15 protein-coding genes and 1 pseudogene are annotated in these 12,077 nt (G+C 50.7%); all 16 read right to left on the bottom strand.

What is annotated here, in order from left to right; all coding sequences use genetic code 11:
• Positions 1-27: 27 nt before the first annotated feature.
• Positions 28-1,518: an alpha/beta hydrolase family protein gene (locus tag KJS57_RS18755; RefSeq protein WP_213655957.1), complete on the bottom strand. Its 1,491-nt coding sequence runs from the start codon at positions 1,516-1,518 to the stop codon at positions 28-30.
• A gap of 165 nt (positions 1,519-1,683) precedes the next feature.
• Positions 1,684-1,779 (bottom strand): annotated as a pseudogene (locus tag KJS57_RS26535) (iron-sulfur cluster assembly accessory protein); the annotation flags it as partial.
• Positions 1,780-2,641: 862 nt separating this feature from the next.
• Positions 2,642-3,625, bottom strand: coding sequence for an XkdQ/YqbQ family protein (locus KJS57_RS18750; RefSeq protein WP_213655997.1), 984 nt, complete (start codon positions 3,623-3,625; stop codon positions 2,642-2,644).
• A 20-nt stretch (positions 3,626-3,645) separates the two neighbouring features.
• Positions 3,646-5,502 (bottom strand): hypothetical protein, encoded by a 1,857-nt coding sequence (locus KJS57_RS18745; RefSeq protein WP_213655956.1) that lies wholly within the window; start codon positions 5,500-5,502, stop codon positions 3,646-3,648.
• Positions 5,503-5,912: 410 nt separating this feature from the next.
• Positions 5,913-6,215 carry a hypothetical protein gene (locus tag KJS57_RS18740; RefSeq protein ID WP_213655955.1) on the bottom strand — a complete coding sequence of 101 codons (303 nt, stop codon included), beginning with the start codon at positions 6,213-6,215 and terminating at the stop codon, positions 5,913-5,915.
• 15 nt (positions 6,216-6,230) lie between these two features.
• Positions 6,231-6,701: a hypothetical protein gene (locus KJS57_RS18735; RefSeq protein WP_213655954.1), complete on the bottom strand. Its 471-nt coding sequence runs from the start codon at positions 6,699-6,701 to the stop codon at positions 6,231-6,233.
• A complete protein-coding gene (locus KJS57_RS18730; RefSeq protein ID WP_213655953.1) occupies positions 6,685-6,906 on the bottom strand; it encodes a hypothetical protein in 222 nt (73 codons plus the stop codon). Before KJS57_RS18730 ends, KJS57_RS18735 begins: the two co-directional genes overlap by 17 nt.
• Positions 6,903-7,676: a hypothetical protein gene (locus KJS57_RS18725; protein ID WP_244861620.1), complete on the bottom strand. Its 774-nt coding sequence runs from the start codon at positions 7,674-7,676 to the stop codon at positions 6,903-6,905. The genes KJS57_RS18730 and KJS57_RS18725 overlap by 4 nt, the downstream gene beginning before the upstream one ends.
• Complete coding sequence (locus KJS57_RS18720; RefSeq protein WP_213655952.1) at positions 7,663-7,971, bottom strand: hypothetical protein; 309 nt, start codon at positions 7,969-7,971, stop codon at positions 7,663-7,665. The genes KJS57_RS18725 and KJS57_RS18720 overlap by 14 nt, the downstream gene beginning before the upstream one ends.
• Positions 7,972-8,331 (bottom strand): cold-shock protein, encoded by a 360-nt coding sequence (locus KJS57_RS18715; protein ID WP_213655951.1) that lies wholly within the window; start codon positions 8,329-8,331, stop codon positions 7,972-7,974.
• Positions 8,332-8,333: 2 nt separating this feature from the next.
• The gene (locus KJS57_RS18710) at positions 8,334-8,705 is read right to left on the bottom strand and encodes a hypothetical protein (RefSeq protein ID WP_213655950.1); all 372 of its coding nucleotides are present in this window, start codon (positions 8,703-8,705) and stop codon (positions 8,334-8,336) included.
• Positions 8,706-9,022: 317 nt separating this feature from the next.
• Positions 9,023-9,232: a hypothetical protein gene (locus tag KJS57_RS18705; protein ID WP_213655949.1), complete on the bottom strand. Its 210-nt coding sequence runs from the start codon at positions 9,230-9,232 to the stop codon at positions 9,023-9,025.
• On the bottom strand, positions 9,225-9,614 hold the full coding sequence (locus tag KJS57_RS18700) for a hypothetical protein (protein WP_213655948.1): 390 nt from the start codon (positions 9,612-9,614) through the stop codon (positions 9,225-9,227). Before KJS57_RS18700 ends, KJS57_RS18705 begins: the two co-directional genes overlap by 8 nt.
• Positions 9,615-10,028: 414 nt before the next feature.
• The gene (locus KJS57_RS18690) at positions 10,029-10,799 is read right to left on the bottom strand and encodes a hypothetical protein (RefSeq protein ID WP_213655946.1); all 771 of its coding nucleotides are present in this window, start codon (positions 10,797-10,799) and stop codon (positions 10,029-10,031) included.
• Positions 10,800-11,069: 270 nt separating this feature from the next.
• A complete protein-coding gene (locus KJS57_RS18685; protein ID WP_213655945.1) occupies positions 11,070-11,489 on the bottom strand; it encodes a hypothetical protein in 420 nt (139 codons plus the stop codon).
• A gap of 13 nt (positions 11,490-11,502) precedes the next feature.
• A complete protein-coding gene (locus tag KJS57_RS18680) occupies positions 11,503-11,955 on the bottom strand; it encodes a helix-turn-helix domain-containing protein (protein ID WP_213655944.1) in 453 nt (150 codons plus the stop codon).
• Between the last annotated feature and the right edge of the window lie 122 nt (positions 11,956-12,077).

Raw genomic sequence — 12,077 nt, 5'->3', positions numbered from 1 at the left:
CCTTCGGTAACGCCTTTTTCGCGAGTATTATTCCGTCGGCGTAAATTCCAAGTCTCTTTTTACTTCGGGATAAATATCAACGTTTTCGGCCAGGAGCGCTGACTTTTTACCTTTTAGATAAGTATCAAAGAAATCCAGTACATAATCATTCACGATACCGGCACCCCTGTTTGCTTCGAGTGTCCCTGTCATCCCGGTCAGCGATACCAGTGGAGAGTAGAGGGGGAGATCGGTGAAATTATAATGCTCACTGCCTTCGATGTAGATAAAATGACCATTATTTTGCTGGGCACTCCCGATTATGGACTTTTCATTATTGATGATTTCTCTCATTCGTTCCGGTTCGGCTCCCTCTCCATCCAATCCACTACCTTGAATGAAGTTTTTGAATGCACCCGATTCCATGAACAAAAAAGGTTTGGTCAAAATATGCTTCTCATCGAACACATCATAATTCGTCCCGTCCATATTGATTCCTGCTTTAATTTTGTCGCGGGTAGCTGCAAGATGATAAGCGGTTGCCCCGCCGAAAGAGTGGCCCATGACTCCGATCTTGCTGACATCCAGCATTCCCTTGAATCTCCCGGGATTCTCCCCTTGGTTAAAGCGTTCCAAACACTCAATTACGAAATCGACGTCAGCAGCCCAAGTCTCACCGAGTTCTTTCCCGGATTTCAAGAAGTCGTCTCCGTCCATCTTCGCTTGAAACCCGGTGACTTCCCCATCCGGGAACACCGTAGCCGTGGTGCTGTAGGTGTGATCAATGGCCGCCACGACATATCCCTGGCTTGCCAGGTTTTCCGCTTGCGAAGTATGAAGCATTCTCGTGGTCCCCAGGCCATGGCTGAGCAGAATGATCGGGTAAGGAGCCGTGCCTGATGAAGCTATCTCAGCTTTTTCATAACTGTTGCCTCGAAGGTACTTCCAGTAATCCAGCGCAAAATCAGGGAGTCCCATTGCTTCCGAATAGGTACTCAAAAAATGCTTCTCCATTCCTTCGGCTCCCGATTGCGGGAGAAGCATGGCTCGTTTTCCTGTTGCCGCTCGTTCCGCCGGATACCAGATTGTTACCATCAGGGTTCGATGATCATCAGGATCTTCCGTGTAGGTCTCCATCCGCTGTGGATCAACAAACATGAAGCTCTCCGTCCCTACTGCATAGATCCCGTCCGGTTCAGGAAGCCGGAATACAGGAAGTAGCACAGCCAATGCGGCTGAGACAAGGATACCGATGCCGGATACCGCGAGCAGCAGAAACTTCCCCGCCTTTCTCCGCCAGTTCCCCTGATGTGGTGTCCCCGACCTTTGCAAGGCAACAGCTGCCGCCAGCAGAAGTAAAGAAAAATAGGCCGGAACCAGTTGCCATCGGTAGCCTTCAACGAGCCATTGAACCACTAGAGCTATAAAACAAATTCCAACGATGACCCATCCGACTTTTTTGCTCAACCGGCGTATAAATAATACCGCCAGCCAGAGTAGAATTATCCCCGCAAATAAGATAACTTCTAAAGGCCTCACCATATCCCTCCACCATATAAATACTTTGATATCTCTATCGTACTTCCCGCAGGTTAAAAAAGAAGGCGTCTCCGTTTAAATGCGGATTAATTTTACGGAAAAACAATGGAAATACAAAAGCCTTCCCTTATGGGAAGGCTCTAAGTTGAAATTAATGCGGGATCATCAGTCGCAAACTTCCGGACGGCCCTCTTCGTTACGCATACGGAACGATTGACCGCAGCCGCAGGAAGCGATGGCGTTCGGGTTGTTGATCGTAAATCTAGCGTACGGCTTGCGCTTGGCTAAAACCGCGTCAGATCAACGTTTATCGCGGATAAGCGGGATTGTTAATACCCGTATGTACTTGTTAATCACGATCCTCTATGGCGTATAATCGCGTTGATCGAATTATACCCTAATGGCGACCGTTCGCGCAAGGCTTGCGGAACCAATTCGCGTTTATTTACCAGTTATTTCTGGACGTTTAAAATCCTGCGAGAAAACTGCGGAGGTCATGTACGCGCCCTTTCCGGAACCCCCCGCCCCCTTGTCGTACTTTATCGCATTAACGCGCGGACATATTCACAAAACGCGCATTTTGTGTATTACTCTTGCGCCTGGGAAGCCGCACCATTACGCCATTCTCTCATTTACCTCTTCGGACACTTGCGCAAATATGCGATTATACACCGTTTATGCAGCGTATATACACGGTATTTGCGCGATTTCCGAAAAGTTTCCGAGGGGTCGCGTTCCGGGGCGCTTCGGCGGGTAAATCCGCATAATATCCGAAGTAATCCGAAACGTTATTCCCTTCGATTAACGCATACCTACGCGGATTATTCGTATTCATTACCGAGTTCGGATTACGCGAAATCCACACTATTTCACAACGCATAAATCGCCGAGAAGCCGCGTCAATAGTCGCGTATAGTCGGTATTGCCGTTTTGTGTATTCGCTCATTTTCGGCCGTATTTGTGAAGCGGTGTGCACGTCCGTCTCCGGAGAATACTCGCATAATCTTCGCCGGACGTTCGTTATCTCCCTATTGCTTGCTTTTCGTCTGTATTGTCGCAACTTCACACGCACAAAAAAAAAGCGGAGCCGCAGCGCAACCTTCACGCCGAGACTCCGCCTTAATTACGCCGGGTCTACGTATTCGATTTCCGGCAAGTCATCCGTCTTTGACAAGTAGACTGACATTCGGTGCGCGCCGTCCTCGAACGTATGTCGATCCGCGGTAACGTAGTATCCACCGGCCGTCTTCGTCATCGACTCGAACGCATATACGGAAACTCCGCTAATAACCTCCGTATTCCCTAGCGCCTCCACTTCGATTTCCTCGCCTACTTTCGCCAAGTCTTTCAAACGTTGCTGAGCGAGCTGGTCGAGTTGCGACTTCTTCATATCCGAATCAGCGGTTTCATAATGCTGCATCAGCCCATACTTCGCGATCATTGGCACATCTTTCGCCGCCGCAGTCCTTCGCTTTTTCTCCTCGCCAGCTTCAACCTTTACGGCCGTACGCGTATCTTCAATCGACAGCGACCGGTTGGCCCCGGTTATGTTTACGCCTCGTTCCAAGTACCAGCGGACTATCTCCTCTTTTCGTTCGCGAAGGTACAAAAGACCGCCCTTCGACATAACGGAGAATTTGCGGCCGTTTTGCTTTCTCGTTTCGGTCAGCGCGGTTACTATCATGTCCCATAGTGTCTTACCTTGCAGAATCATTTTCGGGATCACATAACCAGTATTGGCAACCGATCCGACAGGCACCTCGAAAGCCTTGCATATCTCTTTGACAATCGCGCCGGCTGTCATTTTCGTAAACTTGCGCGTATCAACGTTTTTCGTAAGATAGACGTTTTCATCATGCGCAGTAACGACGGCCTCACCTCGGTCCGTTATATCGTATTTGAAGATAATTCCGCGAAACAGACCGGTATTGTTCGCGTAGAAACGGACCTCTTTTCCGACCTCAAACGGTATGGCCTGTTCCTTGCCATTTAGCGTATTGGACAATGTCAGCGTTAAAGTCCGGTAGGGTTCCGCGACATCTCCGGACCACTCTGCGGATTTAACGAGCGGCTCGACCCAATACTTTCCGTCGTATAAAACTTGAATCTCGTTAATGGTATCGCCTCCTATCCGGCAAGTAATCCGGCCAATTCGCGAGCGATCCGGTCAATATCCGAATCATTACGGACGGTCAGATTCGCGATGTGAATCAACGGGCCATCTCCGCGACTCCCCTTTCCGGTTCCGCTTTGATTCTCGCGGTACTCCTGCGCTTCTGTACGCGTGAGTACGGTCTCGTCACGGTGGAGACGCGCGGTATAACCGTTATAAGGGACACGGTCGAGTCCGCCGGCGTGGCCGTTAGGCTTTTTTGCGCCTCCAATATACAAGTACTTACGGGCCTCTTCATTTACGCTTGATTGTGAGCCTTGGACACCCGAGAGGTCTAACTGAGTGGGGTGTTTGATCCAGTCGCGGATTGAATTAAAACCACCGGAAAACCCTTCCCAAGCATTTTTGCCCCAGGTTTTAGGTTCTGGAGCAACAAACGCCCACCCCTCTTCTACTCCCGGAACTTTATAATCAGGCTTGGACGCTTCCTCGACGCCTTTTTGCCACGCGTTGTACTCTCGGTTAAACTCTTCGCGTCCCTGGATTGTTGGGGAGACTCCCTCAACAAGAGCCTTAAACCAGGCGGGCGCAGTTACAGATAGTGCAACAGTAAGGCCGATAGGCGTCGGGCTTGCGATTAATGCCGCGACACCGAGCGTAGTGGCAAGTACTGGATTATCCAGAATCCCCTTCGTCATTGACGGAATCATGCCGGAGATCATTTTACTTGCAAGTTCACCGCCGAACTTCATGCCGTCACTTAATACCGGAGCAAGATCACTAAGCACAAACTTGACTTTGCTTTCAAACGTCTCCAACTTCTTAAACTCAGGGTTATCCAGGAAGTGCGTGTTGATGTAGTCTGTTGCTTTACGAACCATATTTGACGCACCTTGGAATACTTCGGCGAAAGCCTTAGTCCCGGCCTCTTTGAATTTCTGGAAACTCGGACTTTCAAGCCACTTGTTAAAGTCGCGTAATAGCGGTTTTATCTTTTCCAGTCCTTGCGTACCCATTTCGCGGAGTGCTCGTGTCATCTTCGCCGTAGCTCGCCGCCATTCGCCCATTCCGGTTGCCGCTTGCGCTTCGATTAGCTCGTTTGTTGCGCCGATCTTATCAAAGTACTTGTCGAGTTCTTTGAGCTGCTTTTCGAGCGGGAGGTCCTTAAGGTCATTCATTACTTTACGCGGCAATTCAAACCGCTCTACCAACGAAACCGCATCGCCACTAAAGAACTCTTTCAACGCAAAGGCCGCGCCGGTTAATCCTTGATCCGGATCGATCGCGCCAAGTCTTTCCGCCAAGTTGATCATTTTCGCAAGTTGCGCGTTATCTTTTGTCGTCGGTATAAACGATTTCCCCGCAGTCAAAAAATCGTCCATCGAAAACTGCGAAACGGCTGCGCGTCCCTCGACGAAATCGAGATACTTTTGCGCGTTTTTCGTAAAGTTACCGCCGAACATCGCCTTAACCGTTACCTCGCGCATCTCGTACTGAGCCGCGGCACCAATCGTCTTATCGAAGAGACCAGCCGCAGCTTTTGCGCCCAGGTACGCCGTCGCCACCGCACCAATACCGCGCACGAGTCCGCCAGTTCCGCGAGCAGCCCGGTTCATTGCGTTGCTGGCGTTTTTACCGAATGTGTTCGCCGACCGGCTGGCCCGCTGCATCATGCGCTCGAGCGCGGACATTTGCTTCGTCGCGCTCTTTCCGGACGATACGAATTTACCTTGCGCATTACGGAGGCGGCCGTTTGCATCGGTATAGCTGTCCGTCGCTTTGACTGCCCTTTCGGTCATCTTTGTAACTTTACGCATCTTATCGGAGAAATTATCTTGAAGCTTTAATTTCGCGACTAAATCAAACGCCATTGACCGCCACCGCCTCGCGTATCAAGCGCGTCGAAAACGCTCCCCACGCATTATTTAGCGCCTTAGACGACCGACTTAACGCCGTTATTGCGCTCTTCGATTCCGCCGGACTACCCTCTTGCGCCACCTTGTCCACCGTCCTAAGTCCGCCAGCAACCTCCGCCATTGCCTGGCCGAAATTGCGCACCTCAATAACGGGTGATTGACGGAATAGCATCGATACTTCGCGCCAGGTTGCGGATTCCTTAGGAAAGTTCTCCGCGAATTGATAGGCACCGGGCCGGCGGTACGTTACGATTTGTTCGATTAGGCGAACGACCGGGACGACGCGCTCGGCTGCTGCGATTTCTTCGTCTGTGATCTTGATAAAATGACCCCCTTATATAAAATAAAAGAGGCCCGAAGGCCCCTTAGTTAAATGTGATCAACGCGATTGTTCCGTCGCCTGTGAATTTCGTTGTAACCTGCGCCTTATATGCGTCAGTTAGCGTTACGCCTTCCGGAAGTTCTACGGTGAGATTGACGCCAGAATAACCGCCGATAATCAAATCAAAAACACTTGTTTTAAGCGCATGCTCGACTACTTCCATTGGTATCTCCGAAGACCCGCCGTATCTCTTTTCCATTCCGTTTGCAAGTGAAAATCCAATGCCCCACATATACCGCCCAACACTTGCCGAATATGTTCTTGTGACTTTGATTGTTCCATTCATATACAAATCCCCCTCTTATCTTCCGCGGATTTTACCGCGCGATTTCAAACTTTGGTATACGTCCCTGCCGATTTGCGTAAGGTCCGGTTTTTCCCTGTACGCCCTCATAGTGGGATGTGCGGGACCGGGCGTTCCTATCAGCGAATATTTTCTAGGGTCAGTTCCGAATGTCTTGGTCTGCTGCATACGCTTAACGCGGACTAAGACCGGCAACTCTTCGCCCAACTCGGAAATAGCCATCAAAATATCCTGTTCGTTGTCCGCGTCGATATGTTCGATGCAATATTCGATTTCCTCACGGCTAAGGCCGAGTTTCTCAAGCGTCTGCCATTTGACCGTTTTTGTTAAGTCCACAATCTTAGCGGTCAACGCGTCGACGTCTTCCTGCGTGTATGTCTTTGGGTCTTCTGATTGCTCTACGCCCCCCGGGTCTTCCTCCTCCGCAAATAGCTGCAGATTAAGCGGCAGCCTAAACCGTTTTCTCATTCATTTTCACCTCCTCGATATGCCACATTTGCGCCTGGATGACTCCGCCCTTTCTTACGTCAACATTACGGACATAAGCGTTAGGGTTTTCGTCTTGGTATTCCTCAAGCGCGGCCATATCGCTAAACGTCATTAATTGTTCGTCAACTTTGTACTTTCGGCATGATATTTCTGCCGGAATGTCCATGCTGCCGATCGTCCTCATTCGCTCTCACCCGCCCTTAACGCTTCCATTGCGGCTTCATATTCGCGATCCGATCGATATTGCGCAGACACTTCCGCCGCGAGATAACCCGGCTGGTAGGTGCGGTGCGTCTTCGTAAGATGATCGTAGGCCACGCCAGCATTACCGTCCTTCTGAATCTGCGTTAGAATTTTGTACTCAAGCGCGGAATCACCGACTTTAAGCTGCGCGGTCATATCGTCAAATAGCGCGGCTTTACTACCGGCCAGCGCTTTGATTTCGTCGAACCGGCGCAGCAATTCCGTTTTGGTCGGGCCGTCCATCGCCGGCAGTTGCGCGCGGATAAGAGCGGCCACGTCCGCCGGATCATTCGTCCGCAACTGGATCAGCACGCCGTCGGCAAACGCCTGCGCCTCCGGTGTTGGGGCCTCGGTTTTGAACGCCTTCTGCGCGGATACGATAGACAGCGCCTTTAGTTCGGTTTGGTAGCCGGCCTTTAACATCGCAACCGTTTCGTCGAGTTGGGCGCGGGCTTCGGCGATCTTATATTGACGTTCATGAGCGCTCATAACGGCATTCTTCTCGATCCGGTCGGCGTGTTCCCTATAAACTTCGACTGCACGGTCAATCTGGAGCTGGTAGTTGTTGAGCGTCGGAAAATCCGCCTTAACCGCGTATCCCTCGGCGATTAACTCCGCCGCCCTTTCGGGCTCAACCGCATACACATAGCCGGCTTTCCGCGACTGGTCGGCGTGGTGGTCGCGTAGCATATAAACGTTATTCATTTCCATGTGCAGTTACCTCCTGGTCTTCTTCGTATGGTGTTGCGTTGAACGTTTGCCAGTCTACGTATGGCGACCTGTTACTCTGGATAACCAGAACAGCGTCCGCGCCGATTGTTTCGCGAACATACGTTACGGCAACCGCCAGCGAGTAATTGACGGCCTCGTCCGGCTTCACGTTTGAATAGTAGCGCTGAAATTGTTTCGACTCTCCGTCGATGAATACGGTTGTATCCGTAGAATACTCGCAGAACCCGATTTCATAAACGCGATGCAAGATTAAACAATCCGCAGGTTTGTTCATTTACTTCATACCTCCGTCTAATGTTATTTTGATTGCGGCAGGCTTGCCGTCTTTCTCGCCTAATTCATATCTCACACGTTCGCCCGGTGCAAACTGTGTTAATCCCGGCTCGGCGGCGTCCGTTATATGAAAGAAAATGTCTTTGCCTGCGGCTTGCTTGATGAATCCGAATCCGCGATCATCGCGATAAAAAATGATGGTTCCGGTCAAACGTCCAGGACTTGCCTCGGTTGACTCCAATTTAGGGCTAGGCTCCGGCTGCGCGACCGGCGATCGGTAGTCCGTAGGTACAACGCGACTATAAACCTCCGTCATTCCTTCTGCCGGCAGGCCCTTCCAGGTTTTTGATTCGATAAACATTCTTATTCCTCCGCTTCTTTGTCTTCGTCGTCTTCCGCATCCTCCGGCAACGGGTCGGCCCATTGCAACCGCACTTTCTCGACCTTACCTAACCGTGGATGGTACGTCATTTCACCAGTAAAGCCGCCGGCCCTGGGCGTGTATTCAACCCGGCCGCGAATGTTGCAATCGTAAATAACGCGATCCAACGACATACTGCGCTTCAATACGCGGAGCATATAATGGGCGTGCTCGTCCGCAATCTGCTTGAGTGGATACGCTTCATATGTCGCGATATTCCTATCTAGTACCGCGCCAGCCTCGTTTACGAGCGTTGTATGTACGCGCGTCTTATCGCGGTCTGTGAATACGTACTGATAAACGGTTACGGTCATTTGCGTCATCCCCTATTTCATACTTGCGTATCGAGATATCGACATCGGATTGAGTCGGCACCGCGCCAAACCTTGCACCGCACGTCTGTCTTATTCATCGCCGCCAGCAACGCGCAAGTGCATCCGTCAGAGCTGCGAAAATATGGACAGTAACGTTTTGCGTCGTCTTGTTTTTCATTCATCCGTCAACCTCCCCTCCGTAAAATCAGCGCATATTCGGTACCCTTTTCTGCAATTTCCCGCGATTTAAGCACGACAAATAACCCGGCATGGACTTATATCCTCCGGGATAGAAGAGCGCTAAAACTGCGCAATATTTACGATAAAGGTACGCCGAACAAGTGACGCGCCGACCGCTTTCTAGCGGAAGGAATCCGGTACTGCCGCGCATAGATAACGCCGTTCTTTTGATACGTCGCCGACTCGGTAAAGTCCGGATACGAGCGCCTAATCTTGCGCATGACTTCCGCGTCCTCCGTGTAGCCGGCGAGGTATGCTGAGTTGAGCCGCCAAATTGCGTTATTCACCGGGGTAGCCTCCGTTTCGAACGAAGGTTGTGCTCGTGACTTCGTATGACTCCGGCCAGGTACCGGCAACGACGGCAGCCCGCAACGTGAATAAGACAATGCCGCGGATTTCCGGTTTAGTGACGCCCCATTTCGTCATAGGCGAGAACTTGCGGCAGGCAAGCGTTGCCAGGCGCTCGACCAGCGAGTAAAATTTCGCGTCTTCCATTTTGGCGAGGTGGTGCGGCTCGTTCGACTCACGCTCGACAAAGGTGAGGATCTCCCATAATATGCCGCGATCCGCTGCGCTACGTGCAATGTACGGCGCGACTTTGAGCGGGCGTTTATTGTCCGCGTACTTAATGATTGTTACGTGTCCCTCTTGGCTTATGGTAACAGCCATGAAATTCATCCTATCAGCGGCCTAGCAGTTTTGCCGTGAATTTTTCCTGCGTGATGCCCGAGGATTTGCCGCCTCGTACGGCGCCCAATTTAAACCGTAAGCTGTTCGGATAACTTTGCGCGACGAATCATCTCAACCGCGTCATCATCGCCGTACAGTTGACTGACTCGAATGCGCACTCTATCAGATACTGGACGTCTCTCTTTCTCTATCTCGCATAGCCATGTTGGACTAATCCCCAAAGTCTTAGCAAACTCCGGCTGCGTCATCCCTTTACTAATCCGAATAGCTCTAATTGCGAATCCATTCATTATGTTTAACTCTCCTTTCTTATAGAATATTCGCTTTGACCCCAAATAAAAATTAAAGTTACCGACGGTTTACCCGTCTATATAGTATTGGAATTTGGTTTGATTACGCGGTCTTACTTTGCTTATTGAATTTCGTCTGTGCGCGGTTACGTTCTACTTGGCAGAAGTATTTCTCCTTATATTGTGGATGTACCATAATCTCACACATCTTAACGCGACCCGGTTGCTTACTATGTGAATAGAAGGCGTTCCCGCAAAACACGCACGTACGAACGCGGCGGTAATTCAATGTATTAATCGCAAGCCTAACGTTCTCCGGCGTGCGCCGCTTGACCGTATTCTCACGGTTCCAGGCGCTACCGTCCGCATAGGTTCGAATAAACGCCTCCGGATGCCGTTTGATACGCGTCAGTCGCCCGATAAGTTCGTCGCCGGTCATCGCAACGGATTCGTCAAACAGCGCGGCCTCGACGGGCCTGTCCGTGATAAACGTATCCTCGTATATCCCGATTTCGATCGGATCGCCTTCATCCGGCCGCTCTGTCAATAACCGCGATTCGAGCGCTCGGCGCTTGAGTGCTTCGCGATGATTTCGTTCCGGACCACTGACTGGAAATTCTTCCTTTCTTTCGGGAACTTCGCGCACGTTCATTATGTAATCCGCGAGGATATCGCCGATCGTTTGGTGAGCCGCGCCTTTACGGATTAACGCCGGATGCGTCATTTTCCACGTCCAGAACGCCAGCCGCGGGCATCCCTTTGCGAACAAATCCTCCGTAAACTGGCGTACCAGCTCGGCGCGCCAGGCCGTGGGCGTATCACTGTTCTTAACGATGAACTCCCATACTGCTTTACGTGCTTCCTTTCGAGTCATAGACGGCACCTCCGTATAAGTTGTGAGCGATTCCCGCAGACGGATCGCGGGCTCCTTTATTATTGTTTATCTCTCTTTAACGCGAAGAAAATCTATTAATATCCTCCACTCTTATCCGCGTCAAATATCTTTATAATCAATTGTCCCGCAAGGTTCAGTGAACGTTAGTGAACTTAACCGAAGCGGTATATTTATTCTTGTTATTCGTTGTTGTTACTTCGTTCTTATTACTTTCCTATAAACGGATTGCGACGGTTCCCGTAAACGGATTTAGGCTGCTCCGTCTGCGGGAATCGCTTCCTCAAACGGGTAAAATAACGGCAGATATATCTTCTTTACATTCCCGCGCCAAGGGATCATTTTTGTTATGAGTAACCCCTCGGTTTCGAGAATCTGGCAAAGCGGCTTAATCCGGTCCCCGTGAATCCCGGTATCATTGCGAATTTGCGCCACGGTCGGAAACGCCCACATATAATAGTCGTTCGCCTCCGTTCCGTTCACATATGCATGGAGATATAGAAGCAAGAATACCGCATCCCGCGCCGTCCCCTTATCGTACTTTGAGCCAAGCTCCCGCAATTGAACGCGGAATAGGTCGTGAAGAGACGGAGAATATCCGCCCCTCCCCCGCGCTAATACGGTTTCCTTCTGCTGGATCGCAATTTGCGCCAGCCGTTTCATTTCGTTCATGATTGCACCTCCCTTAGTAAGCGAAATAGTATGCTTCGCCCATTTTCTCGCACATATCGATGGCAAGTGCGCAGTCTAGGTCGTAGTCCCCCGTATTGATTCGCGCAATTTCTTCTCCATCAGGTCGCGATAAAATGAGCGAGTCGTCTCCGGTTTCATTCCACACAATTTTAATTTGCGGCTCGGGCGGGGTGTATTGGATCGGCAGGGAATCTATCGTGAATCCCTGCTCTCTTGCGCTGTTCAGCATAATAAACATCGCGTACGCCTTTTCAATAACTTGGGCCGACCGAATAGGTTTTCCATTCTCAAATCTGCGCAGCGTACTCACGCTTACTCCTATGCCCTTTGCCACAACGCCCGCGGATATCCCGTAAAACTCGCGCGCCTTCTTGCACGTCCCACCGATTGCCGCCCATATACCGCCTTTACTTTCTACGAACTGATCACGTGTCATCATTGCCATTTTCATCGTCTCCCTTTGGTAAATTTATAGTGAGCGGAATTTCTGCCTTCACTGACTATGTTGCCGCTGGTCGCCATTTCGCACAGCTTCGGTCAACTTTTTTGCGGCTCTTAATATATCCG

Origin of the sequence: Paenibacillus vini, assembly GCF_018403325.1 — a bacterium.
GTDB lineage: Bacteria > Bacillota > Bacilli > Paenibacillales > Paenibacillaceae > Fontibacillus > Fontibacillus vini.
The sequence above is the reverse complement of the archived record's forward strand: the minus strand, read 5'-3'. Positions and strand labels throughout refer to the sequence as shown.